The sequence below is a fragment of the Aequorivita xiaoshiensis genome, assembly GCF_022008395.1.
GTDB classification, from domain to species: domain Bacteria; phylum Bacteroidota; class Bacteroidia; order Flavobacteriales; family Flavobacteriaceae; genus Aequorivita; species Aequorivita xiaoshiensis.
In genome coordinates this window covers 30,660-55,155 of the sequence record NZ_JAIRBB010000004.1, presented here as the reverse complement: position 1 = coordinate 55,155, position 24,496 = coordinate 30,660, and the positions used below count along the sequence as shown (strand labels likewise).

Annotated in this window: 22 protein-coding genes; 6 read left to right on the top strand and 16 right to left on the bottom strand. The window is 34.4% G+C overall.

From position 1 onward, the window contains the following. The first annotated feature begins 8 nt into the window (after positions 1 to 8). Positions 9 to 1,400 carry a M20/M25/M40 family metallo-hydrolase gene (locus K8344_RS06800; protein ID WP_237607991.1) on the top strand — a complete coding sequence of 464 codons (1,392 nt, stop codon included), beginning with the start codon at positions 9 to 11 and terminating at the stop codon, positions 1,398 to 1,400. Between the two features lie 38 nt (positions 1,401 to 1,438). Here the strand turns inward: K8344_RS06800 and K8344_RS06795 are convergent, their stop codons facing one another. From K8344_RS06795 to K8344_RS06770, 6 genes are all read right to left on the bottom strand, one after another. Next, complete coding sequence (locus K8344_RS06795; RefSeq protein ID WP_237607990.1) at positions 1,439 to 2,266, bottom strand: DUF1853 family protein; 828 nt, start codon at positions 2,264 to 2,266, stop codon at positions 1,439 to 1,441. A 27-nt stretch (positions 2,267 to 2,293) separates the two neighbouring features. Further along, positions 2,294 to 3,139 carry a 23S rRNA (adenine(1618)-N(6))-methyltransferase RlmF gene (rlmF, locus tag K8344_RS06790; RefSeq protein ID WP_237607989.1) on the bottom strand — a complete coding sequence of 282 codons (846 nt, stop codon included), beginning with the start codon at positions 3,137 to 3,139 and terminating at the stop codon, positions 2,294 to 2,296. A gap of 50 nt (positions 3,140 to 3,189) precedes the next feature. Next, a complete protein-coding gene (locus tag K8344_RS06785; protein ID WP_237607988.1) occupies positions 3,190 to 3,939 on the bottom strand; it encodes an AAA family ATPase in 750 nt (249 codons plus the stop codon). A 72-nt stretch (positions 3,940 to 4,011) separates the two neighbouring features. Beyond that, complete coding sequence (locus tag K8344_RS06780) at positions 4,012 to 4,467, bottom strand: DUF1801 domain-containing protein (RefSeq protein WP_237607987.1); 456 nt, start codon at positions 4,465 to 4,467, stop codon at positions 4,012 to 4,014. Between the two features lie 91 nt (positions 4,468 to 4,558). Then, positions 4,559 to 4,957 (bottom strand): hypothetical protein, encoded by a 399-nt coding sequence (locus K8344_RS06775; protein WP_237607986.1) that lies wholly within the window; start codon positions 4,955 to 4,957, stop codon positions 4,559 to 4,561. A gap of 97 nt (positions 4,958 to 5,054) precedes the next feature. Next, positions 5,055 to 6,893, bottom strand: coding sequence for an ABC transporter ATP-binding protein (locus tag K8344_RS06770; protein ID WP_237607985.1), 1,839 nt, complete (start codon positions 6,891 to 6,893; stop codon positions 5,055 to 5,057). A 99-nt stretch (positions 6,894 to 6,992) separates the two neighbouring features. Here K8344_RS06770 and K8344_RS06765 point away from each other — a divergent pair, with 99 nt between their 5' ends. From K8344_RS06765 to K8344_RS06755, 3 genes are all read left to right on the top strand, one after another. Further along, complete coding sequence (locus K8344_RS06765; RefSeq protein ID WP_237607984.1) at positions 6,993 to 8,372, top strand: MATE family efflux transporter; 1,380 nt, start codon at positions 6,993 to 6,995, stop codon at positions 8,370 to 8,372. A 68-nt stretch (positions 8,373 to 8,440) separates the two neighbouring features. Next, positions 8,441 to 8,671 (top strand): hypothetical protein, encoded by a 231-nt coding sequence (locus K8344_RS06760; protein WP_237607983.1) that lies wholly within the window; start codon positions 8,441 to 8,443, stop codon positions 8,669 to 8,671. Positions 8,672 to 8,761: 90 nt separating this feature from the next. Beyond that, a complete protein-coding gene (locus tag K8344_RS06755; protein ID WP_237607982.1) occupies positions 8,762 to 9,328 on the top strand; it encodes a phosphatase PAP2 family protein in 567 nt (188 codons plus the stop codon). 107 nt (positions 9,329 to 9,435) lie between these two features. Here the strand turns inward: K8344_RS06755 and K8344_RS06750 are convergent, their stop codons facing one another. The 3 genes from K8344_RS06750 to K8344_RS06740 are packed head-to-tail and all read right to left on the bottom strand — an operon-like array spanning position 9,436 to position 12,411. Continuing rightward, the gene (locus K8344_RS06750) at positions 9,436 to 11,082 is read right to left on the bottom strand and encodes an ArnT family glycosyltransferase (RefSeq protein WP_237607981.1); all 1,647 of its coding nucleotides are present in this window, start codon (positions 11,080 to 11,082) and stop codon (positions 9,436 to 9,438) included. Continuing rightward, positions 11,072 to 11,704, bottom strand: coding sequence for a lipid-A-disaccharide synthase N-terminal domain-containing protein (locus K8344_RS06745; RefSeq protein WP_237607980.1), 633 nt, complete (start codon positions 11,702 to 11,704; stop codon positions 11,072 to 11,074). Before K8344_RS06745 ends, K8344_RS06750 begins: the two co-directional genes overlap by 11 nt. Continuing rightward, the gene (locus K8344_RS06740) at positions 11,701 to 12,411 is read right to left on the bottom strand and encodes a glycosyltransferase family 2 protein (protein ID WP_237607979.1); all 711 of its coding nucleotides are present in this window, start codon (positions 12,409 to 12,411) and stop codon (positions 11,701 to 11,703) included. The genes K8344_RS06745 and K8344_RS06740 overlap by 4 nt, the downstream gene beginning before the upstream one ends. A gap of 266 nt (positions 12,412 to 12,677) precedes the next feature. Here K8344_RS06740 and K8344_RS06735 point away from each other — a divergent pair, with 266 nt between their 5' ends. Further along, positions 12,678 to 13,619 (top strand): NAD-dependent epimerase/dehydratase family protein, encoded by a 942-nt coding sequence (locus K8344_RS06735; protein WP_237607978.1) that lies wholly within the window; start codon positions 12,678 to 12,680, stop codon positions 13,617 to 13,619. A gap of 5 nt (positions 13,620 to 13,624) precedes the next feature. On the opposite strand, the gene meaB is transcribed toward K8344_RS06735, so the two are convergent. Beyond that, a complete protein-coding gene (gene meaB, locus K8344_RS06730; RefSeq protein WP_237607977.1) occupies positions 13,625 to 14,701 on the bottom strand; it encodes a methylmalonyl Co-A mutase-associated GTPase MeaB in 1,077 nt (358 codons plus the stop codon). 93 nt (positions 14,702 to 14,794) lie between these two features. Here meaB and K8344_RS06725 point away from each other — a divergent pair, with 93 nt between their 5' ends. Beyond that, complete coding sequence (locus K8344_RS06725; protein ID WP_237607976.1) at positions 14,795 to 15,223, top strand: organic hydroperoxide resistance protein; 429 nt, start codon at positions 14,795 to 14,797, stop codon at positions 15,221 to 15,223. Positions 15,224 to 15,273: 50 nt separating this feature from the next. Here K8344_RS06725 and K8344_RS06720 read toward each other — a convergent pair whose 3' ends face one another. From K8344_RS06720 to secA, 6 genes are all read right to left on the bottom strand, one after another. Continuing rightward, positions 15,274 to 15,795, bottom strand: a complete 522-nt coding sequence (locus tag K8344_RS06720) for a DUF2383 domain-containing protein (protein WP_237607975.1) — start codon at positions 15,793 to 15,795, stop codon at positions 15,274 to 15,276. Between the two features lie 379 nt (positions 15,796 to 16,174). Further along, complete coding sequence (locus K8344_RS06715) at positions 16,175 to 17,461, bottom strand: T9SS type A sorting domain-containing protein (RefSeq protein ID WP_237607974.1); 1,287 nt, start codon at positions 17,459 to 17,461, stop codon at positions 16,175 to 16,177. 165 nt (positions 17,462 to 17,626) lie between these two features. Continuing rightward, positions 17,627 to 18,757: a tetratricopeptide repeat protein gene (locus K8344_RS06710; RefSeq protein WP_237607973.1), complete on the bottom strand. Its 1,131-nt coding sequence runs from the start codon at positions 18,755 to 18,757 to the stop codon at positions 17,627 to 17,629. Then, positions 18,754 to 20,256, bottom strand: a complete 1,503-nt coding sequence (locus tag K8344_RS06705; RefSeq protein ID WP_237607972.1) for a helix-turn-helix domain-containing protein — start codon at positions 20,254 to 20,256, stop codon at positions 18,754 to 18,756. Before K8344_RS06705 ends, K8344_RS06710 begins: the two co-directional genes overlap by 4 nt. Before the next feature lie 89 nt (positions 20,257 to 20,345). Next, complete coding sequence (locus K8344_RS06700; protein WP_237607971.1) at positions 20,346 to 20,822, bottom strand: DUF4199 domain-containing protein; 477 nt, start codon at positions 20,820 to 20,822, stop codon at positions 20,346 to 20,348. A 105-nt stretch (positions 20,823 to 20,927) separates the two neighbouring features. After that, positions 20,928 to 24,287 (bottom strand): preprotein translocase subunit SecA, encoded by a 3,360-nt coding sequence (gene secA / locus K8344_RS06695; RefSeq protein WP_237607970.1) that lies wholly within the window; start codon positions 24,285 to 24,287, stop codon positions 20,928 to 20,930. Positions 24,288 to 24,496 lie beyond the last annotated feature (209 nt).

The following is a 24,496-nucleotide window of genomic DNA, read 5'->3' as shown; positions in this document are numbered from 1 at the left end:
AAAATACAATGAAAATAAAACTTTTCCCCACTATAATTTTTACATTTCTTTTTTCATTTTTAGCAATTTCACAAAATCCTACTAAGGATTCAATTATGTTGAAGAAGCTGTATAATACAGCTTTAACCGATGGAAAAGCTTATGAATGGTTAGATTACTTATCCAACGAAATTGGTGGAAGACTTTCTGGTTCAGTTGAAGCGGAATACGCTGTAAAATACACCGAAGCTCAACTTAACGAGCTTGGTTTAGACAAAGTTTGGCTACAGCCTGTAATGGTCCCAAAATGGACGCGCGGTTTTAAAGAATACGCATATATCGAAGGAAGTTCAGGTATTAAAACTGTAACACATATTAGCGCTTTAGGTGGTTCCATACCCACACCAAATCTAGGTTTAAAAGCTGAAGTGATTGAAGTTCATAGCTTCGACGAATTGGCAGCATTAGGAAAAGAAAAGATTGAAGGGAAAATTGTATTTTTTAATAGGCCAATGAATCCCGAATTTATCCATACGGGTTATGCTTATGGTGGAGCATCAGATCAACGCTTTTCTGGAGCCGAACACGCGGCAAAATTCGGAGCTGTAGGTGTAATTGTTCGTTCCCTTTCACATAAAATGGACGATGCACCTCACACTGGTGCTATGAGCTATGGAAGTACCCCAGAATCTAAATATATTCCAGCGGCTGCCATTAGTACAAACGGAGCAGAATTACTTAGCAGCTTATTAAAACTTGACCCAAATTTGAAATTCTATTTTAAACAAAACTGTAAAATTTGGGACGATGTTTTGTCGTACAATGTAATAGGTGAAATTAAAGGTAGTGTTTACCCAGATCGATATATGGTTGTAGGCGGTCATTTAGATAGTTGGGATAATGGCGATGGCTCACACGATGATGGGGCAGGAGTAACGCAAAGTATGGAGGTTTTACGCCTATTTAAAAAGCTTAACTACAAACCAAAACACACCATTCGCGTTGTGTTGTTTATGAATGAAGAAAACGGCTTGCGCGGCGGAAGAAAATATGCTGAGGAAATTAAAAGTAAAAATGAAAAACACGTTTTTGCCTTAGAAAGTGATAGCGGTGGGTTTACACCAAGAGGTTTTTCTCTTGAAACTGATGCGGCTAATGTTGCACAAATTCGCTCTTGGGCACCTTTATTTGAGCCCTATTTTATTCATTTATTTACCGAAGGTTATAGTGGTGCAGATATTCGCCCAATGAAAGGAAATATTGATGTACTTGCTGGGCTACAGCCAGACTCGCAAAGATATTTCGATATTCACCATTCCGAAAATGACACTTTCGATAAAATTAATAAGCGGGAGCTGGAACTCGGTGCTGCAACTATGGCAAGCTTGATGTATCTAATGGATACTTACGGAGCTAAATAAACTTAATTTTGTTGGGTATTGACGATTAAAAAAAAAAGCTACCACCAAACCACAAAGAAACGCTCCATTGTATGGGGCGTTTTTTTATAAATTAAGGGTGACCTTTTATTTTGAATCTGTTCATTTATCAGGGTTTCAATTTCCGAAAAAGTATACCATTCTTCAATAGTTTCAATTGGTAAAAGCCATTCTTTTTTTGCCGGGATGGCGTACTTGGCAATTTTATCCTCCTTATTGAAATCCTGGTGCTTTATCCAATATCCTACAATACAGTTAGTGAAACTTTTTGGGAATGAGTCACTGCTAATTTCCTTGGGGAGAAATAGAAATGCTTTTATGCATAATTTCTGCGAAGTAGGAAATTCAACATTTAGGGCTTCTAAATTTTGAATGGTTTCAGGGTTATGAAGTAAAGGGAATTGCTTAAGCCTTACCTTTTCCAGTTTGTCGTAAAGAGTATCTTTTCTATTCGGACCAATCCATTTTTCTTCCTCTGTAGTGCTATAGTTTTTATCGTATAAATAGAACTTGCAGGCTAACTCTATATGGCTGACTTCCTTAGTAATTAAATCCTTAACAATATAATCTATTTCTCCTAAAGTTTCTTTTTGATTATTGACAGTCTTCGATGCATGAATTTGAAGGTTTGCAAGTAGCAATTCATGCTTTTCAGACATCCTTAAAATTGCTTTAAAACAAGCTTCCGCTTGCATACCGAGAACTAGATTTGATGGGAAAATGAATTTACTATCAGATACTTTTTCCGCTAAAAAATCAAAATTAGAAAAAGGATACTGTTCCGTGGTAATTTTTAAAACGGGAGCTTTAAGGAATGAGTTTAAAATATTTGGCACTTTTGGATTCAAAAGATAAACGAATTTTAAAAAAGAAATTTATTTAAAGGTCCAAGCAACAAAGCGACTGTGTTTATTGCCTTGCTCCATCTCAATAATTTTCACTTCAGTTGGTTTCGTTTTATTGATGGCGCGTTTTATGTTTTTAAGGTTTTCTTTTTGTGAAACAATAGAGGTAAAGTAATGTACTTGATCTTTAAACTGAACACTTTCTTCAGCCATTTTTTTAATGAAGGCTTCTTCGCCTCCTCTGTACCAAAGTTCATTGCTTAAACCGCCAAAATTTTGAGTTTTATTCTCCCTGAGCTTTAAATTTTTAAATTTTCTTAAGTTGCTCTTTTCGGCATCAGTTCGGTTTTTAAAAAAAGGTGGGTTACAAACTACAACATCAAAAGTGTCGGTAGGCAAAATTATATGTTTTAAAATATTGCTTTTGAACTGTTGGTGTCGAAGTTCAATGCTTTTTAAAGCTTCGTTTTTATCAATTATTTCCTGTGCATTACTTAAAGAATCTGTATTTACTTCGCTGGCTGTACATTTCCAATTAAAATGAGTACTTGCCAGAATAGGATAAACAAGGTTTGCTCCAGTACCAATATCTAATAAATGGATGTCTTTCTCTGAAACTAAATCTGAAACATGCAATAGGTAGTCTAATCTCCCAGGAACTGGAGGACAGAGATTATTTTCAGGAATATTCCAATAGTTTACACCAAAATGCTCCTTAAGTAGAGCAGTGTTTAGTGCTTTTACAGCTTGGCTGTCGGCAAATTTTATTGTTTGATTTCCGTATTCATTTACAAATACGTAAGACTTTAATGGGGGATGTTTTGCTATAAGATTATTGAAATTATAATCTTTATTGAATGGGTTTTTTGGATGCACGAGTAGTTGTTTAGAACTGTAAAGATACTACAATCTTCACTGTTCTCTCTTTACTTAGCTTCTTGCTCAATATTTTCACGGATCCCTGCTTTTTCCTTAGCCTCTTCACTTGCTATAATGGCATTTTTTACTGCGCTGAAGGTTATATCTTTTACTTCAGCATACGAAATGTTATAGCTGCGTTTAATATTTCGAAATTCCTCAGGGAAAGGTTTTAACAGCGTATCGTAATAGTTATCTAGTTGTTTATCGGTTGGCAAAACATACTCCAGTCTTAATTGAAATCTTCTTAACAAAGCTGAATCAATCACCTTAGGATGGTTTGTTGCAGCGATTAACATGGTTTCATTAGGCATTTCATCAATAAGCTGAATAACAGTGTTTACAAGACGTTTCATTTCTGAAGAATCTTTGTCGTCGTGATCTCGAAGTTTTCCGATGGAATCAAATTCATCTAAAAACAACACCGCCTTTTCGCGCATAGCTTTTTTAAAAACATCTGTAATGTTTTTGGCGGTTTCGCCCAATCGGGAAGAGACCACAGTTCCAAGATTTAAGATAATTATTTTTTTGTTTAAAGCTTGTGCAATGGCTTTAGCAGTAGTTGTTTTGCCACAACCTGTATGGCCAAAAAGAAATATTTTATTATCAATAGGAAGTTTATACTTGCTTAAAATCTCCAAATGCTTAAATTCTTTTAATAACTGGGATAAAGCATTTTTGTTAAAATCACTCAAATGGATTTCATCTAATCCAATAGTAGTTTCATTTGAGTTGAGAATATAGTCTGATATAGCCATTTGCCTCTTTATTTGAGAATGCAAAAATAGCGAAGGTTTTGAAATGAACGTCAGGTTGCAAAGAAGTAATTTCTACTTCTTTATGACACTCTCATATTTTTCAATCCATTGCTCAACTGTTATTTTTGAGCTAAGCTCACCTAGGAGTTTAAATGGAATGTTTTTAAAGTTTTTAAATCGAACACAACTTTTGCCCATATCAAGTTTTCCTGTGGCGTGATTAGGATACTCATTAACAAACCAATCTGAAAGTTCAGGATCTGTATAAATTCCAGAATGGTAAAATGCAATATGATTTTTTTGAGAAGCAATACTTAAAAACGGTAGGGCATCGGTCGGTTTACAATGATAGCCGTCTGGATAAATACTGTGGGGAACCACATAGCTAATCATTCCGTATTGCATATTTTCTTCAAAACCTTTAGGGAGATTAGACTTTACCGCTTCTCTTAGTTTTTTCATTACTTCCTGTCGATCTTCAGGAAGTTCAGAAATATATTGGTCTGCTGTGGTAGCTTTAGATTGCATAATGCGAGTTTTGATTCTGTTGGGCTAAAATTAAAGTTTTTACAGAAGAATCGTGGGTGATTCGGATATATTCTTTAATTAATTAAAAGAACTATTCTCGATTTATTACTTTAAAACCGAACTTATAACTGACTAAAAGAAACAAAAATGCCACTACAGTTCCTGCAGTGCCATAATATGCGTCTATAATATCTGGAGTATTTAAAACATTTATAAAAAGTTCGAATGTAAAATTGCTTGCTAATATTACGATTCCTAAGCCTACTATATATTTAAATCTTACACCTGCCATAATCCAGAAATATCCAATCCCTGAGTACAGTATATAGCTTAAACAGAAATTTGAAATATGAGAATAGAAATCGGGTAGAAAATTATTGATGTTTTGTATTCTAATCCATTCACTTTTTCTACCTTGATATAAAGCAAAAACAACTGCTAAAAGTATTAGAAAGCTTATTGCTGTTGTGAACTTTGGGAGCTGTTTCATTTGCACTGCTTTTACGTCTAATTTATAAAATCATTTTCATCTTCAATTTCAACTTCAATTTCAACTTCAATTTCAACTTCAATTTCGTTCTTAAATCCTACTGATACCCCGCTGCCTGCAACTTAAACAACTCCGAGTACAATTTAGGGTTAGCCATCAAATCTTGGTGAGTGCCCAGCTCTAATACTTGTCCGTTTTGCAACACCAGAATTCGGTCTGCCATACGTACCGTGCTAAAACGATGGCTGATAATAATACTAGTTTTTCCTTTGGTAAGTGCGATAAATCGTTCAAAAACATCGTATTCTGCTTGTGCATCAAGAGCGCTGGTAGGTTCATCTAGTACCATAATATCGGCGTCTTTCATGTAGGCACGAGCGAGGGCTACTTTTTGCCATTGTCCACCGCTTAGTTCTTGCCCTTGGTAGAAACGCCTTCCAAGACGTTGTTCTAGACCGTCTTCCATTTCGCTTACCACTTGTTCGGCTAAACTTTTACTGGCCGCGTAACCTATGGTTTCATCATTATCGATTTCGGAAATGTTGCCTACAGCAATGTTTTCACGGAGGGTAAATTCATATTTAAAAAAGTCTTGGAAAATCACGCCAAAACGTTTTCGGTAATCGTCAACATCAAACTTATTGATGTTTATTCCATCTAGTAAAATTTCACCTTGAGTAGGTTCGTAAAAACGTAGGAAGAGCTTTATAAGTGTGGTTTTACCAGCTCCATTTTGTCCTACAAAAGCCATTTTTTCTCCTGCTTTCATTGTAAAAGTAACACCTTTTAAAACTTCAGTTTTACTACCGGGATAAGCAAAATGTAAATCGTTTATTTGAAAACCTTGTGTTATGGTTTCGGGAATAGGTGTTTTCGCTTCGGAAGTTCGTTCGATTTTTAAATCTAAGAAATCGAAATAATCCTGAAGGTATAACGCACTTTCCGAAATACGAGTAAATCGAGAGAAAAAGCCTTGTAGATTGTTCCGTAATCTATTGAATGATCCCGAAAGGAAAGTAAGTTCTCCGATGGAAATAGCTCCAGTAAGCACTCTTAAAATAATATAAACATATGCGCCATAATAACTCAAAATTCCCAAAATGTTAAACAACGAACCATATAAACTTTGTTTTAACGAAAGATTTTTATTGAGGTGATAATATTCATTGGAAAGATTTTTAAATCGCTCAGCAATAAAATCGGTAAGTCCAAAAAGTTTAACTTCCTTAGCGGTTTGGTTATTAGCTCCAATATAGCGCAAATAGTCTAATTCTCTTCTTTCTGCAGTCCAACTTCTCGCAAGTGAATAGCGGGTACTGCTAAATTTGGCTTCATTAATAAAAGAAGGGATAATACTAAGTATAAGTATTAAAATTAAAATAGGTTCAAAATATACCAATCCTGCTATTAATGAAAATATAGAGATAACGCTTTCAGCCTGTCCTAAAGCGTTACTCATTAATTCAACTCTACTGTTGGTTTGGGTTCTAGCACGTTCTAGTTTGTCGTAAAACTCAGGATCTTCTAGTTGGGCAATAGTCAGTTCGGCAGTTTTTCTGATTATCTTTTCGGAAGAGTCATTGGAGTAGAGGTCTCCTAAAAGTCCATCGGTTAGATTTATCAACCTGCCCAACAAATCTGAAAGGACTACCACAGAAAATTCAACAAGCACCAAATTCCATAATTGAGAAAAATCTTTATCCTCTAACGAAACTTGAAGTATAATTTCATCAATAATCATTTTACCTACCCAAAGAATTACAACAGGAGTAAAAGCATTGATTAACCTACTGATGATATTAAGTAAGAAAAGTTTCGGACTACTTTTAAATATTTCTCTAAAAAATCTAGGAATCGTTTTTAGCGCTTTAAAGGAGTCTTTAACGCTAGTTTTTTCTTTCTTATCGGTTATAGATTTTGGGATACGTCTGGCCATTTCTTTTTAATTCTGAATTATGAAGTATGAATTCATAATTTTTAAAATACAAAGCTATTCTAAATTAGACAACTACTATCTTTGCGCAAAATTTAAATTTTGGCACTTTCAGATTATACTCGCGAATTCAAATACAACACCAAACTGGCAACCCCAGTTATTTTGGGTATGCTGGGACATCAGGTGGTGGCCTTGGTAGATAATATTATGGTGGGGCAGTTGGGGAGTGCCGAACTTGCTGCTGTTTCACTTGGGAATAGTTTTATGTTTGTAGCAATGTCCTTAGGTATTGGGTTTTCTACAGCTATAACGCCATTGGTTGCTGAAGCTGATGGAGAAGGAAATAGAGAGAAAGGGAAATCTTCGTTTAAGCACGGACTGTTTTTGTGTATTGCTTTGGGGATTGCCTTATTTGCCTTAGTGATGTTCTCAAAACCTTTGATGTATATGATGAAACAACCCCCAGAGGTGGTGGACTTAGCTATGCCGTATCTTACTTTGGTTGCAGCATCATTGGTTCCAATGATTATATTTCAAGCATTTAAACAGTTTAGTGATGGAATGTCGATGACACGACTGCCTATGTATGCTACAATTATAGCAAACTTGGTAAACATTTTACTAAACTATATGTTCATTTTTGGAAAGTTTGGTGCACCAGAGCTAGGTGTTGTTGGTGCTGCAATTGGCACTTTGGCATCGCGTGTTGTGTTGGTAGGTTCTTTATGGTATTTGCTAAGTCGAAAAGAAAAGTCGCGCTTCTTTGTTACCGAAATTAAGATTTTCACCCTTAGTAAAGCAATGCTTAAAAAACTTTTAAACCTTGGTTTTCCTTCGGCTATGCAAATGTTTTTTGAGGTAGGGATTTTTACTTCTGCTGTTTGGCTTTCGGGAATATTGGGTAAGAATCCACAGGCTGCCAATCAGATAGCACTAAATCTTTCATCTATGACCTTTATGGTAGCAATGGGATTTAGTGTAGCTGCAATGATACGAGTGGGTAATCAAAAAGGTTTAAAAAACTATGTTGAGTTACGTCGTGTAGCCATTTCTATTTTCTTATTGACTTCTATTTTATCGCTGGTGTTTGTAGCTGGGTTTATCATTTTTAATGGTGAATTACCAAAAATATTCCTTGATTATGATAATTTAGCACAATTTGCCGATAACAATGAAGTAGTAATATTAGCTTCACAGTTATTGATAATTGCTGCTATATTCCAATTTACTGATGCGTTACAAGTGGTTGCTCTAGGGGCATTACGTGGAATGCAAGATGTGAAAATTCCTACAGTATTAACCTTTATATCTTATTGGATTATTGGATTCCCAGTTTCGTATTACTTAAGTATGCACACTTCATTAGAAAGTATGGGAATTTGGATAGGATTACTGGCCGGTCTAAGTGCGAGCGGAATTATGTTATTCATCAGATTTAACTATCTTTCGAAGAAATTAATTAGGTTGGCTGCAAAATAATAACAGAAGGAAAATGTTTAACTGAATCCTGATTAAAAAAACTCATAACTCTAAACTTATAACTAAAAATGGATTTCCCAAAATACTTACTTGGCGACAATAGCGATTACCCTAATGCAATTTTTGTGATTCACACAGAATTTCCGCGTTTTATCATAAACCTTGAAAATGATGAAGTAGAATGGCTGGAAGATTTTGACAAGGAAGATCAAAACGAATTAGAAGCTGAAGCAGAAAACTTAATCCAAGGCGCTACCGATTTTTATGATCGTGAGATTGCCTTGTACGAAGAAGATTAATTAACTTTTACAACTACACAAATAATATTAAACTGTTATTTTATTCGTGCTGAAAGCGAATTCCTGAATTTTTACAAAAGAATTAAAAAAATGCTCGACCAATTATTAGAATACGACACCGAACTATTTTTATTTCTCAATAACCTAGGAAATACCTCTTGGGATGGGTTTTGGCGTTTTGTAACTGAAAAATGGTCATCTATTCCTTTATACGCAGTTTTACTTTATTTAATATATAAGCATTACGGATTAAAAGGAATGCTTGTAATAGTTATAAGTGTAGCTTTAATGATTACTGCAACAGATCAACTAGCTAATCTTTTTAAATACGGAATTAAACGTCCTAGACCTTGCCAGGTAGCCGAGCTTAAAGAAACTATGCGCTACGTTGCAGATGGTTGTGGAAGATATGGGTACTTTTCAGCACACGCAGCAAGTTCAATGGCAGCAGCCGTATTTCTAGGATTGAGTCTTCAAAAATGGTATAAATATTTGCCTTTTCTCCTTTTAATATGGGCAGTTATGACTGGGTACAGCCGAATTTACCTAGGTGTTCACTATCCCTTAGATGTTATTACAGGAATGGCCATTGGTGGTCTATTAGGCTGGGGCTTTTATTTGTTGCAGCTGTGGGGACAACGAAAGTTTAATACCTAAATGCTGTCAGGTTGAGCGCAGTCGAAACCTCTTTTTTACAACGAAAATTTAATTCTTAACTTTCTGTAAATCTGACAGGTTTTTAAAACTTGTCAGGTTTGAAATATTTATTTTTTCGATACAATAAACAAATCTCTATACAATCTGTTTTTGTGAGTGCGGCTGTCAGAATCTTTTGGATTCATATCGTATCGCTTTACAAGTTCTTTGTGGTAATCGACAAAAGTATTATTGAAATTCTCTAGATTGTTTTCAGAAACCATAACACCAAACTTGCTTTCTTCTGGAATCATAACATTATCATCTTCTTTTAAAATCGTCATCTTTTCACCGTAATCCCAAATAAGTTCTGGAGTCATATCAGAAAACTCATAAATACGTAACCCTTCAGTTTTGCCAAAAGTATATAATTCTGAAAATGATTTGTATTCAGGATTGTTTGTAATAGCATTACTTAGTGGTAGTCCAAACCAAATAACTGCAACAATAAATGCAATTGTTAAATAAAATACATTTGATATTTTTCTTCTGAAAAGGTTTCGGAACATAAAAACTCCAATTATCACAAGAGTTATTGAAAGGAGCACAAACCAAAGCCAATTTCCTTCGAGACCATCTTCCAAAAACAGATATCCGCCAATTGGAAAAATTATTCCTATAGAAGCGATAAGTCCGAAGTTAAAATAAACTGGAATTGTTTCTCGTTTTTCAGTTAATTCCTTAAACTTTCTGAAAAGATATTCAATATAAAATCCAGTGTTTAGTGCCATTGGAATAAGGACGGGCAATAAGTATCTCGATTTTTTTTCTGGAATTAAAGAAAGTAAGACAACTGAAATCATCGTCCAAAGAAAAGTAAAGAGATAAGCTTTTTTATTGAATACGCGATTTTTTAAATAAGGATATAGTAATGCTACAAATGCTGGGATAGTCCAAACGCCACTTTGAGTAAAAAAGCTCCAATAGTAATAAAACGGTTTTATTTCGTAACTAATCCAGTTGGTAGTTTCTTTTTTGGTGATTTCTATTGCTACAGGATCAAAAGTAAGGGTGTACCAGTGCCACCAACTAGAAATAATAGCTGCAACTACAACAAATAGCAATAAAGGAAGCCATCTTGATTTTAAATCTCTAAACCTATAAACTATCCCAAACGAAATTAGAAAAGGTAGAAGTAATGCATAAAATGAAACAGGGCCTTTGCTTAAAAATGAAAATCCAAAAAACAGTCCTGCTAAAAGTGCATTTCGATATTGGTTATTTTCTTCACGATGTCTAGTTATGTCATCAGAAAAAAAGCGAAACAACATATAAATACACAACATCATAAATCCATGAGTGTAAATATCCCATTGGCCGTCGCGTGCAGATGCCACTATATAAAATGAAGTTGCCATAACCAGCGCACTGATAAAAGAATACAGCTTTTCAGATGTAAGTTTTTGTGCAAATTTGAATGAGATTAAAACTAGAACAAGCGACATAATGGCTGCGGGAAGACGTAAAGCCCAAACTGATTTTATTCCGAAAATTGCTGCAGAAAAAGCCGTTAACCAAGTGGGCAATGGAGGTTTTTGATAGCGTGGCTCTCCGTTTATTGTGGTTAGCAACCAATTGCCGTCGGTAAGCATTTCGCGTGCCGTAATGAAGTTGCGAGCTTCCATTATATTTACAGGCAAAGAGCCTAAGTTTACAAAGAAAATGGCTGCGCAAGTAATTATAAGAAGCACTAAATAATTTCTTTCAATTTTCATTATCAACTTGTTTTTTCCAAATGAAAATATTTCGAACATAAATTACCAATCCAGCTATATGCCCAACAAATAACACAGGATCTTTTCTAAATATGGCATAGATTAAAATTAGTGAAGCTCCTATTACGCTCATTCTCCAAAATCCTACAGGAAGCTGAGATTTTCTTGTTCTTTCTGATACAAACCATTGATAAATAAATCTTAGAGTGAACAAAACCTGCGAAACAATACCAAGTAAAAGTAACCAAAACGGAATATTTTGGTTATTAAAGAGTTTATTGAGGTCGTATTGGCCGTTGTTATAAGCGAATATTACAATAAGCACCGGAAATATAATTAGAAATAGTTGCAATAACTTAGGAGATTTCTGCCATTCCCCTTGTAGTTGTAAATTTCGAATATAGATGTAATAAGTGAGCGCTTGCCCTAACATTATTGCGAAGTCGTCTCTTAGATATCCGTAAACAAAAAGTAGAAATGAAGCGAATAAACTTAGTTTCCAAAATGTGGAAGGAGTGATAATTCGCTTGCTTTTTTCGGAAAGAATCCATTGAAGTAATAGTCTTCCGCTAAAAAGAATTTGAGCTAAAAAACCAATGCTATAAATAAGCCAGCTACTCATCCTTTACTTTTAATCTCGTAATTGATGTATTTCTTTTTCATCCATAAGTACGCAAAACAATCTATTAAAGGCCCAATCAAACGATTCCATAGCCCGAATTTAGCCGTACCCGCCATTCTAGGAAAATGCTTAACAGGAACTTGGATAATTTTTCCGTTTTGTAATAAAATCATTGCAGGTAAAAAACGATGAAGCCCTTTAAACATAGGAATACGTTTGGCATAGTCTGTTTTTATAACTTTTAAAGGACATCCTGTGTCGTCCATTCCATCATGAGTAAATGTGCGGCGGATACCGTTTGCAATTTTAGACGACATGTTTTTTACAAACTTGTCTTTTCTATCGGCACGAACCCCAGTAACAAGATCGTACTCACCAATGTGTTTTAAAAGTAGGTTGAAATCTTCTGGGTCGGTTTGTAAATCACTGTCAATGTAACCCACTAACGGACTTTCAACAGTGTCAAATCCAGCTTTAATTGCTGCGCTTAACCCTCGATTATCTTTGAAAGAAATAAAATTAAAAGCATTATTCCTTTTACATATAGCTTCAATTAAAGTTTGGCTATTATCACTTGAACCATCGTTAACAAACAGTATGGATGTCTTTTTAGAAGCGATTTTGGTATATGCTAATAGTTCCTTTTCAACTCTTTCTAAGTTTTCTTCCTCGTTATAAACGGGTACAATGATTGTGAATTCGTACATGTAATAAATTGAAAAGATTTTTGCAAATGTAAGTTTTTAGTTGAGAAGTTTATAGGTTTATTAATTGATGAATATCGAGCATCGTCAAAATTTTACTTTGTTTAATGAAAGTAAAGTTGCGAAAGGTAAAAGTGTTTGTTTAAAAAGATGTTATTTTGCAAGGAAAAGAAAAGTGTACACAAGCCCTAAGAGCAATAAAATGAGATTTAAATATTGTACTTGTTGTGGTTTGGGATTTTCTTCAGTCTTGATTGAAAAATAAATAAATGAAAATACTTGTTACAGGAGCTGCCGGGTTTATAGGTTCACATACTGCAGAAAGATTGAAGGCTGTGGGTCATGATGTAATTGGGGTTGATAATTTTTCACCTTATTACAATATACAGTTAAAAGAGTTAAATGCGAAAGCCTTAGCCGAAAAACATATTGAAGTTCTAAAACTAGACCTACGGACTGATGATTTAAGCAGCAAAATTCCTGAAAACCTAGATTATATATTTCATTTTGCTGCACATCCGGGCATTTCAAATACTTCCACTTTCGAAGATTATTGCAGTAATAATATTTTGGGAACTCAACGTTTATTAGAATTTGCGGAAAGCTTATCACAAAAACCGTTTTTTGTAAATATTGCAACTTCATCGATATACGGTCTTGAAGCTACATTTCCTGAAACAACTACTGCAAAACCTGCGTCTTGGTATGGGGTTACAAAATTAGCCGCCGAGCAATTAGCTTTGGCAAAAAGCCGTGAAATGAAATTACAAGCAACTTCTCTAAGACTTTTTTCGGTATATGGACCTCGAGAAAGACCTGATAAACTATACACAAGATTAATAGATTGTGCTTTAAATAATAAACCGTTTCCTTTATTTAATGGAAGTGAAAAGCACCTTCGTAGTTTTACTTATGTGCAAGACATTGTCGACGGAATTATAAGCGTTATCGGTAAAGAAGTTATTTGTAATGGGGAGATTTTCAATTTAGGTACTGAAACAGAAAGTACAACTGCTGAAGGAATTTCAACGGTTGAAGATATTCTCAAAGAAAAAATAAATTTTGATAAGAAACCACCTCGTGCCGGGGATCAATCGAGAACTAAGGCTAATATCGATAAGGCAAGAAATCTTTTAAATTACAATCCAAAAACAGATTTACGCAAAGGCTTAGAAGCTCAAGTTGAATGGTTTAAAAAGAATTTTAAGTAAGATTATTATAGATTTAATAACTTTTCCGCAGCTTCAAAAGGGGTAGTTCTATTTTCATCGATAGCGATTAATTGCTTCTCTAATTCAATTTTAATTGAAGGTCGAGCATAAAAATTACTTTTCAGCCTGCTTTCAATAGTCTGCATAAGCCAAAACTTGTTCTGTTCTTTTCTTTTATGTTGAAAATACCCGTTTTCCTGAGTTTTTTCAAAATATTTAGAAACAACTTCCCAGACTTCCTCAATGCCTTCGTTATTCAATGCGCTAGACAAAAGAGTTTTTGGATTCCATCCACTTTCTTTGGGAGGGTAGAGGTGCAGGGCGCGGTTAAATTCATTTTTAGCCATCTTAGCAGCCTTGAGGTTTTCTCCATCAGCTTTATTAATAACTATGGAATCTGCCATTTCCATTATACCGCGTTTTATTCCTTGTAATTCATCACCTGCACCAGCAAGTTTTAACAAAAGAAAGAAATCGGTCATAGAGTGAACTGCTGTTTCACTTTGACCAACACCAACAGTTTCAATTAAAATAACATCAAACCCTGCAGCTTCACACAAAATAATTGTTTCACGCGTTTTTCTCGCTACACCACCTAAAGTGCTTCCACTTGCGGAAGGTCTAATAAAGGCATTAGGCTCTTTAACCAATTCTTCCATTCGGGTTTTATCACCTAATATACTTCCTTTGCTAATACTGCTACTAGGATCTACCGTAAGTGCTGCGACTCTTTTGCCTTTGGAAATTAATAACTTTCCAAAACTTTCAATAAAGGTGCTTTTACCAACCCCTGGAACCCCTGTAATCCCAATACGGATTGATTTATTTGCGTGGGGCAAAGACTTTTCAATTAGCGATTTAGCTAGAAGTTGGTGTTTTTTAGCCTTGCTTTCGATTATAGTAATTCCTTGGCTTAAGGCAGTTTGATTTCCATTTAAGATTCCTGAAATTAAACCATCAACATTTAATTCCTTCTTTTTTAGAGTTCGAAGTTTATTAACAACCTCCATATTCAATGTATTAGGTTGTGTAACGCCTTCTTTCTCTTTTAATGCACTTGTATTTTTAATTTTCTTAGCCACACCGTGAATTTAGGACAAATTTATGAATATGTTTTTTTAAAAACGGGTTTAACATAGTATATTGGAATTTAATATTAACAAAATTACAAAGAAATGAAAAAGTTATATGAAGCTTCATCTACAGCGGTAGGAGGAAGAAAAGGTCACGTATCATCAGAGGATAAAAAAATAGATTTAGAACTTTCAACTCCTAAGGGACTTGGAGGTGATGGTGGAAAGGGTACTAACCCAGAGCAGCTTTTTGGAAGTGCCTATGCTGCGTGCTTTGGTGGCGCACTACAGTTAGTTGCAGAAAGAGAAAATGTAAAACTTGAAGGTGATGTGAGTGTAACGGCCAATATTGAAATTGGAAAGACAAAGGAGGATAACCTTCAGTTAAAAGCAACTTTAGATTGCTACCTACCAGGAGTGGATGTTGAAACTGGTGAAAATTTAGTGAATATGGCACATGAAGTTTGTCCATATTCCAGAGCAACTCGTGATAATATTACCGTAACTTTAAATTTACTGCTGGACGAGTAATTTTAAAATTAAACAATAAAAAAAAGCCCTGTGAGTCAGGGCTTTTTTTATTACATAGCTTTGAGATTAATGACTTTGGAATCTTTCTGTTCGTTTTGATTATCTTCTTTATCACCTTCCGCAAAAGGGGATGTTTGAGTATGTTGTTTAGCTTGTTTTATGTACCATTCTAACTGATACTTGTGCTTTTCTAGTAATTTAAGAATACCATCTGGTAATTCCCTTCGTTCCAAAAGTTCGTCATATCGTTTAATATTGTTGCGATCTCGGCTAATACAAGAATTTACAATTGTTTCAGCGTGAAAATTTTCTAAAGCTTCTTTTATTTCTTGCCAAGTACGGTCTAAATTACCCTTGTTAGAATCTTCTTTTAAAGGTTCAATATCACGCGAATGAAGTTCGTTGCTAATATCATGGCTCATTCTATTTCTCTCAACCGCCATATAGTTCAAAAACCGCTTTAATTCTGTGGTTTGGGCATCTAAAGCAGCATTGTAATATAACTTTTCTGCTTCAAAACATGCCACCAATAAACGGTTAAGTTTATCAAAGTCTGCGTATTTCTGTTTCATATTTTTTCAATTTTATCAAAGTTACTATAAATAAGCGGCAATTGAAATTTTATATCTTAAATGTTTTGTAATGTTATCTTATTTTTATTATAAAAAAATTCTAGTGATTTAACGTTTATTGTGAGTATTTGTTAAGGATATTGAGAATCCCATAGTTTTGTGAGAATTTCAAGTTTATTAAAAAACAAATTATTCGACTGATTACCATATCTAAGATAATCTGTAAATGACTTTTATTAAATTGTTTATACCAAAAAAGATGCTAGCTATAGGAACCTTAATTCCTATAAGAGAGTATTTTAGGAAAAACAATAAAAAAGCCTCTTTTTAAAACTTAAAAAGAGGCTTTTTGTTAATAAAAACTAGAGGGGGAGTCTAATTACTCTTTAATTACTTTTAAATTTTCTACACTTCCATTGCTTTTTACTTCTACAAAGTAAACACCAGAGGCAAGATTTGAAAAATCTACTTGAGTATTGTTTTCGCTTATACTTACGTTAGCAACTTTCTGACCTGTTACATTGTAAACGGCAACCGAACTAATCGCTTCTTTAGTATTTAAGTTTAGAACATCTTTTACTGGATTAGGGTAGTAAGAAACTGTTGTAGTTTGTAATGTAGCAGTTCCAAGTATTAAATCGTCAAGATTTACCATCCATCCTTCGGCATTCATCGGTGGTCCATTTAACCACCCGGCAATGTACTTTCCATTAGATGATACTGAAATTGCCGTTCCTAAATAGCCGTCAGGAGTATCGACTGTTATTCCATTGTCTGCCAATACGTCTTTTAAATACAATGGTTGCTCACCCAATGTTGGGTGATAAATTATAGCATCTCTTACTTGAAAGTCTACTTCGGCATATCCTACTGCAACTCCGTTATCTGATATTGTAGAGAAAGCTGCGCTCAATGCGTCTTGAGGAATTTCGAAACTAGTGAAAGTGTTTGCTGTAAGGTCGTACATAAATGGTTCTAAATCAAAACTTCCTACCATTACGTTGTTATTGTTAATTCCGTAAATTGCATTATCCCAAGACACTGTTGGGGATTGATTTTCGGGAATAGTATGGAACTCACCATCTGTAGTTATATAAGCTGGTACGCGTAAAGTTCCACCTCCGTCAGGACGATCAACCCAGCCAACCATGATTCCGTTATTATTTACTCCATAAGAAGCTCCTGCTTCACCTTGAGGATCTAATCTTACAACTAATTCTTCAGTTTGTGTATCGAAAAGAAAACCTCCATAATTTACACCTTCATTACCTTGACCAGTTATATAGCGACTATCATCAGAAATCCCATATGGGAAATTTTGATCGTTCGAAGGATCTTGTTGTGGCGTAAAACCAACACCTTTCCACTCTCCATTAATTTTATAACCAGCTTCCATATTACTGTTAACCTCTATAATTCCGGCAACATTCTCATCATTATTAATGGAAGTTAATAATAGGGCTTCTGGTTCCATTGGGGTTAATTCTCCTGTTGCAAAATCGTAATACTGTGCTGTTGTTACACCTTTCCCGTCATCGTTTACATCGCTAAAACGAGTACCCATTTCGGTAAGTATTTTTAATTCTACTTGCGCTTGTGTATTAGAGGCAAAAAAAAGTGCAGCTCCTAAAAACAAACTTTTGATTAAAAAAGTATTTTTTTTCATTCTTAAATATTAGATAAATTAGCTTAAATTTTACGATGTCGAATATAGGACTTAAATTACCTTAATAAAAGGGTAGTCCTTTTTAAATTCACGAAATTTGAAAGTATAAAAGCTCTTTAATAAGTTCGTTTACAGATATTAAACGCAGAAATAGGATTTCAAAGTTTATGCCTTCAAAGTTTCTAATTTTTCCTTAGCTTCTTTGTATTTTTTATGATTTTTGATACTGAAACTTCCAAAAATTATAATTGAAATTAATAGTAATATTATTAGCACCCACCGAACAATTTTTAAATTTGATAGTGTTTTTTCAGTGGATGAGTAACTATCTTCTATTAGATTATTTATTGAAGAGTTAATAGTTGTTTGTTCTTTTTTAGTAATTCGTTTTTGGACTTCTGAATACTTTTTGAAGTATAAATTGTAAAATTTATGATCGTTTATTGCAAGATAATTATCGGATAAATTTTTATAGATACCTTGATTTAAAATTAAATCGCCAACATTACTCGAAGCCTCCTCAGCTTCTTTTAATTCTTTTATGGCCTCGGTATACTTTCCTTCAATTGTATAAACTTCACTTAAACCTTTTTTAGCAAAAGCATATAAACTTTTTGCACCAACTTCATCTGCGTAAATTATAGATTTGTTAAAATTCACGCGAGCCGAATCAACTTGTGAAAGCTGAAGAAAACAATTGCCTTTGTTGTAAGTAATTGTACTCAAGTTAGCAATCATGGTTTTGTCTTCGGGTTTTTTTTCGAATTCATTAAAAGCTTTATCAAAATAGCTTAAAGCAATTTCGCAACTCATTTGTTCACGATAAATAAAGCCGCGAATGGTGTAATTGTATCCTAAAACCGAAAATAGACTATCTGGATTTGTTATTTGCTTAGACAATTGCAGCGCCTCATCTAGATACTCAATAGACTTGTCGTATATTCGAAGTTGCTGATGTTGCATTCCAATTGTATTCAAAACGTTTATACGAGTTCTTAAACTGCTTATTTCATTTAAAAATTCACGGGTTTTTAAAGCGTATTCTAGCGATTTTAAATTATCTCTTTTAGAAAGATAAGCGTTGCTTATAAGCATTAAAGCGTTTACCTTCGTTTCTGGTTGGGTTGCTTTTAGATAAATTTCATTCCCAATAGAAATAGCCCTATCTGGATCTTCGAATATTTTATTCTTTGAGGCAGTAATACTACTATCTAAGTCTTTTTGAGCAGTAGAAACCACTCCTAATAACAACAGATGAAAACACAAAACGACTTTAAAGAAACTTTCTACTCTCATGCCGACTCTTTTTGATGCTGTAGGTAATTCATAAACTTGGTAGGGGAAATACCGGTAACGGATTTAAAAACGGTAGTAAAACTACTATGTGATGAAAAACCACATTCTTCGGCTAGATAGCTTATTTTATAGTTGAAATAAATAGGATCTGTTTTAAGCTTTTCTATGATGTAGTTGATGCGCAGTTCGTTGATGTATCCATTAAAGTTTTTTCCTTTATGCCTATTAATTACTTCTGAGAGATATTTAGTATTTGTATCAAATTGAGAAGCTAATAATGCAATACTCATTTCTTGTTTAGTATACTTTTTTCCCATTTCAAACTTGGATAGCTTCTGAAGAAGCATTTGCTCTGTTTCTTCTGGGATAATAGAGCTTTTATCAATGTTCTCAACTTTAGGTTGAGGTTTTTCATCAGTTTGTTTAGGAGAAATATATTTATAAATCGTTAAATATTCTTTCGCTTTTGAGGTGTACATATAATTTATACTAACACCGATTAAAATCAGGAGAATTAATGAACCACCTAAAACGTAAATTGAAGTATAAGATTGTTGAACTTTACTTTCTGAAATATCATTTAAATATGAATTAATGAAATTAAAGACTGTATTTGTAGCTAGATTTTTATCGGTTACAATTTGTGTTGAAACCAAATTTGATTGCTGTTTGTATTTAAAGAAGCTATCAGTGTCTTCCAGAGCTAAATAGCTTAGAGATAAGCCTTCTAAGCTTTTATTTTTGAATTGAATATTAGGGAGGTTAATAGAAAGGGCTAAAGCATCTTCAAAACCTGAAATAGCTTTTTGGTATTCCTTGTCGTGAAAATACTGTCTTCCAATAATATCTAAAACTTGTATCTTCTCAAAATCGGAAGTGCTTATTGTTTCAAAATCTTTTAAAGCTATATCCTTTGGCTGTTGTTTTTCACTTTTTAGTAGCAAATCAAACTTTGCAATATCAATTTCATTTTTTGCAATACTATCTTTAGTTTTAGAAATCAAAGAGGCTGCGTTTTTTAAGCTTTTATCAGCTTTCAAATACTTGCCACTTTTTAGAAGTACAAGAGCATCGTCTTGTTTTAACTTCCCATCAATTTTTAGGATAAGCTCATTATTCTTTGTATGCTTTTTTAAGGTAATTAATTCGTTTGTATATTTTTCAGCTACAGTTTCTAAATCTAGAATTCGCAGCAATTTTATGGCGAAAACTAGGGTTTCAAACTTTATAGCCTCATCGTTAGTCTTTTGAGCAAGAACTTTAGCTTCCAAAGCATTTTTTATTGCTGTGTTGTAGATTCCACGAACGTAATAGCTCTTAGCAAGTATTAATTTAGCTTGTGCGTGAATTTTATCGCTTTCATTTTGGGAAACTATATACGAAGCAATTTTTCCTGCCTGTTCAGGATGAGAATACGTAGAAGCATTTGCTTCATTAAGCAAATCATTAATGGCAATATTTTCCTGAGCATGGGTCGCAGCAGAAATAAAAAAAGCCATTAAAAAAGTGAATAAAAATCGCATAAAATAGAAAATAGCCTATTAGGACTAGTTTACGTCAAAGTTACCATTTTCAAAAACAATGGCTTTTACTTCTTTCTAACAAATAACGCCACAATTGCTGCAGTTGCTAATCCAAAAGCTAAGGCTCCAATGGGAGACTGCCATAAATAAGTAGTAAGTAAAACGTACTCATTTGCATCCGATTGCGTCATTCCTACATTTTTTGTGGAGTAATCCATAGCATTAAAAAATAACTCAGGAGTAATGTAGTTGTTTATAATATAACTACTAATAGGAGTGAGGAGTGCTATAAAAACACTTAAAATTGCTCCTGAAAGAAATGCTTGAGGCCAAGTCATTTTTCTGTCGTAAACTCTTCTTCGTTTTTCTCTTACTGCTAGTAAATAAATAAAAACTGCGAAAGGAATAAATAATAATGTCAGCCACCACTGATCTGCAATTCTTTCTTGATGCCACCCAAGGGTGTTTTCTAAAAGCATCCAAGCTAAAAGTGTAATGCTATAAATAAAAGCCCATTTTATTTCTATATAAATTTTTTTCATCGCTCTTATTTTGAGAAAATTAAACTAAAGATAGCTTTTTTAAACATAAAAAATCCCGAAAAGAATAGTTTCGGGATTTAATATTTTATAAGAAATTAATATCGATTATTCATTTACCAATACCCAATCACCTTTGTCTAGCATTGGTATGGCTTGTTTGTATTTCAGGGTCTTATTTTCGCCGCTCATAACGTGTTTGATAGTTACTTTGTCGTTACGATTGATTTTTGGATGTTCGCGTACAATAGTTTCAGTTACCTGCTGCTGTTGTGATTGCGTATTTCCGGCCGCACGAGATTGAGCAGCACGCTCGTCCATATTTGGGATTTCATCTTTCTGTTCACTTAGCTTTTCCTTACGTTTAACTTCACGTGCCTCTTGAATTTGCTGTTGGTTTTCTTGTGGTAGCTCACCTTTGAATAAGAAAGAAATAACATCTTTATTTACTTTCTCAATCATCTCCTTAAACAATTCAAAAGCTTCAAACTTATAAATTAATAAAGGATCTTTTTGTTCGTGAACCGCAAGTTGTACCGATTGCTTAAGTTCATCCATTTTACGTAGATGTGTTTTCCAAGCATCGTCTATAATAGCAAGGGTGATGTTTTTCTCAAAATCGTTAACTAATTGCTTTCCTTCAGTTTCATATGCTTTCTCAAGATCTGTCGCTACATTTAATGTTTTTACACCATCAGTAAATGGCACTAAGATTCGCTTGTATACATCTTTTTGAGTCTCGTAAACATTCTTAATTACTGGGTAAGCCATTTCAGCGTTACGCGCCATTTTATCTTGATAATGAACATAAGCAGCTTTGTAAACTTTACCTGCAATGGTCTTACTATCCATTTTCTCAAATTCCTTTTCAGTAATTGGAGAACTCATTGAGAAATAACGAATAAGTTCGAACTCAAAATTCTTGAAATCTTGAGCCATTTTGTTAGACTCAGTGATCACTTCAGAAGTATCGAAAATCATATTTGCGATATCTACTCGAAGTCTGTTTCCGAATAATGCATTGTAACGACGTTTGTAAACAACTTCACGTTGCGCATTCATTACATCATCATATTCAAGTAGTCTTTTACGAACACCAAAGTTATTTTCTTCTACTTTTTTCTGGGCACGTTCAATAGATTTTGAAATCATTTTATGCTGAATAACTTCGCCTTCTTTCAAGCCCATTCTATCCATCATCTTCGCAATACGCTCGCTTCCGAACAATCGCATTAGGTTGTCTTCCAAGGAAACGTAGAATTGTGAACTTCCTGGATCTCCTTGACGACCACTACGACCACGCAACTGTCTATCAACTCGACGTGAATCGTGACGCTCGGTACCTATAATTGCTAGTCCACCGGCATCTTTTACTTCTTTGCTTAACTTAATATCGGTACCACGACCTGCCATGTTTGTAGCAATAGTTACAATACCAGCTTTACCAGCTTCAGCAACGATATCTGCTTCACGTTTGTGAAGTTTCGCGTTAAGTACGTTATGAGGAATATTACGAATACTCAACATTCTACTTAACAATTCTGAAATTTCTACTGAAGTGGTACCAATTAGTACCGGACGTCCTGCTTGTGAAAGTGCGGTAACCTCTTCGGCAACAGCATTGTATTTTTCACGTTTAGTTTTATAAATTTTATCTTCGCGGTCAAAACGTGCAATTGGGCGGTTGGTTGGAATTTCTACCACATCAAGTTTGTAGATTTCCCAAAGTTCTCCTGCTTCTGTAACAGCTGTACCCGTCATACCAGATAATTTGCGGTACATACGGAAGTAATTTTGAAGTGTAACTGTCGCAAATGTTTGAGTCATTGCTTCAATTTTCACATCTTCTTTCGCTTCAATTGCTTGGTGAAGTCCATCACTGTAACGACGACCATCCATTATCCGACCGGTCTGTTCGTCTACAATCATAACTTTATTATCCATCACTACATATTGATCGTCTTTTTCAAAAAGCGTATAAGCTTTTAAAAGCTGATTCATAGTGTGGATACGCTCACTCTTAACAGAGAATTCGCGAAAAAGCTCTTCTTTTGCTGCTACCTCGTCTTCTTTCGAAAGACCTTTAGCTTCAATTTGAGCTATCTCTAATCCTATTTCTGGCATTACGAAGAAATTAGAGTCTCCTTCGCCTGATAGATAGTCTACACCTTTGTCGGTAAGTTCTATCTGATTGTTTTTCTCATCAATCACGAAATACAGCTCGGCATCTACCTTCGGCATTTCGCGATTGTTATCACTCATATAATGATTCTCCGTTTTCTGAAGAATTTGCTTAACACCTTCTTCTGAAAGGTATTTAATAAGTGCTTTATTTTTTGGTAATCCACGATAAACACGTAGTAATTGGAAACCACCTTCTTTTTCGTTTCCTTCTTTAATAAGTTTCTTCGCTTCGGCTAGAACACCTGTTAAATATTTTTTCTGAACTTCAACGATATTTTTAATCTGTGGTTTCAATTCGTTGAATTCGTGACGATCACCTTCTGGAACTGGTCCTGAAATAATAAGTGGTGTACGCGCATCATCAATTAATACAGAATCAACCTCATCGACAATTGCGTAGTGATGTGGGCGTTGAACAAGATCGTTTGGTGAGTGCGCCATGTTATCACGTAGGTAATCGAAACCAAATTCGTTGTTTGTTCCGTACGTAATATCGGCTAAATATGCTTTTCTTCTTTCTTCTGAATTTGGGCGATGATAATCTATACAATCCACTGTCATTCCGTGGAAATTGAATAAAGGTGCCATCCAAGCGCTATCACGTTTTGCAAGATAATCGTTTACGGTTACGAGGTGAACTCCATTTCCAGCAAGTGCATTTAGGTACATAGGTAGGGTAGCAACTAACGTTTTACCTTCCCCAGTTTGCATTTCTGCAACTTTCCCTTCGTGGAGTGCAATACCACCAATTAGCTGAACATCGTAATGCACCATATCCCAGGTAATAGGTTTTCCGGCAGCATCCCAAGAGTTCTTCCAAATAGCCTTATCGCCATCAAGCGTTACGTAATCTTTATTTGCTGAAATCTCGCGATCGAAAGGTGAAGCGGTTACAGTAATTGTTTCGTTGTTTTTAAAGCGTTTTGCGGTTTCTTTCATAACAGCAAAAGCTTCAGGAAGAATTTTAGTAAGAGTCGCTTTTTCTACCTCGTAGCGATCGTCCTTAAGTTTATCTATTTGATTATAGATTTCTTCTTTCTTATTGATATCATCTTCGTTTTCAGACTCTTTTTCAAGATCATCAATTTGCTTTTGGATATCAGCTTGAGCGTCTTTTATTTCTTTTTTAAAGAACTCTGATTTTGCGCGTAGCTCATCGTGGGATAATTTTTCAAGGGCTGCTTCGTGTTTTTTTACCTCGTTCACCAACGGTTGTATTTGGCCGATGTCTTTTTTAGACTTATCGCCAACAAATATTTTTAATACATTATCTAATATTCCCATGATATTAATTTATTTTGAAGTGATGCAGATGCAGAGCACTATTTCGTCAATGTTGAATTATTTCAGAATCCTACAACTGTGAATCTGCAATAATTGTTTTTTCACCAAAAATACACGAATACTATATTTTGCATTCGTGAATAGTGGTTTATTTTCAATAAAATTTGAATAAAAAAAAAGCCCCTTTGAAGAGACTTTTTATATTATTT

Excerpts from the sequence above, each read along its gene's own strand:
- K8344_RS06800 (WP_237607991.1), top strand. The coding sequence starts at position 9 with ATGAAAATAAAACTTTTCCCCACTATAATTTTTACATTTCTTTTTTCA.
- K8344_RS06785 (WP_237607988.1), bottom strand. The coding sequence starts at position 3,939 with ATGGCTATATCAGACTATATTCTCAACTCAAATGAAACTACTATTGGA.
- K8344_RS06780 (WP_237607987.1), bottom strand. The coding sequence starts at position 4,467 with ATGCAATCTAAAGCTACCACAGCAGACCAATATATTTCTGAACTTCCT.
- K8344_RS06775 (WP_237607986.1), bottom strand. The coding sequence starts at position 4,957 with ATGAAACAGCTCCCAAAGTTCACAACAGCAATAAGCTTTCTAATACTT.
- K8344_RS06770 (WP_237607985.1), bottom strand. The coding sequence starts at position 6,893 with ATGGCCAGACGTATCCCAAAATCTATAACCGATAAGAAAGAAAAAACT.
- K8344_RS06760 (WP_237607983.1), top strand. The coding sequence starts at position 8,441 with ATGGATTTCCCAAAATACTTACTTGGCGACAATAGCGATTACCCTAAT.
- K8344_RS06755 (WP_237607982.1), top strand. The coding sequence starts at position 8,762 with ATGCTCGACCAATTATTAGAATACGACACCGAACTATTTTTATTTCTC.
- K8344_RS06750 (WP_237607981.1), bottom strand. The coding sequence starts at position 11,082 with ATGAAAATTGAAAGAAATTATTTAGTGCTTCTTATAATTACTTGCGCA.
- K8344_RS06745 (WP_237607980.1), bottom strand. The coding sequence starts at position 11,704 with ATGAGTAGCTGGCTTATTTATAGCATTGGTTTTTTAGCTCAAATTCTT.
- K8344_RS06740 (WP_237607979.1), bottom strand. The coding sequence starts at position 12,411 with ATGTACGAATTCACAATCATTGTACCCGTTTATAACGAGGAAGAAAAC.
- K8344_RS06735 (WP_237607978.1), top strand. The coding sequence starts at position 12,678 with ATGAAAATACTTGTTACAGGAGCTGCCGGGTTTATAGGTTCACATACT.
- K8344_RS06725 (WP_237607976.1), top strand. The coding sequence starts at position 14,795 with ATGAAAAAGTTATATGAAGCTTCATCTACAGCGGTAGGAGGAAGAAAA.
- K8344_RS06720 (WP_237607975.1), bottom strand. The coding sequence starts at position 15,795 with ATGAAACAGAAATACGCAGACTTTGATAAACTTAACCGTTTATTGGTG.
- K8344_RS06715 (WP_237607974.1), bottom strand. The coding sequence starts at position 17,461 with ATGAAAAAAAATACTTTTTTAATCAAAAGTTTGTTTTTAGGAGCTGCA.
- K8344_RS06710 (WP_237607973.1), bottom strand. The coding sequence starts at position 18,757 with ATGAGAGTAGAAAGTTTCTTTAAAGTCGTTTTGTGTTTTCATCTGTTG.
- K8344_RS06705 (WP_237607972.1), bottom strand. The coding sequence starts at position 20,256 with ATGGCTTTTTTTATTTCTGCTGCGACCCATGCTCAGGAAAATATTGCC.
- K8344_RS06700 (WP_237607971.1), bottom strand. The coding sequence starts at position 20,822 with ATGAAAAAAATTTATATAGAAATAAAATGGGCTTTTATTTATAGCATT.
- secA (WP_237607970.1), bottom strand. The coding sequence starts at position 24,287 with ATGGGAATATTAGATAATGTATTAAAAATATTTGTTGGCGATAAGTCT.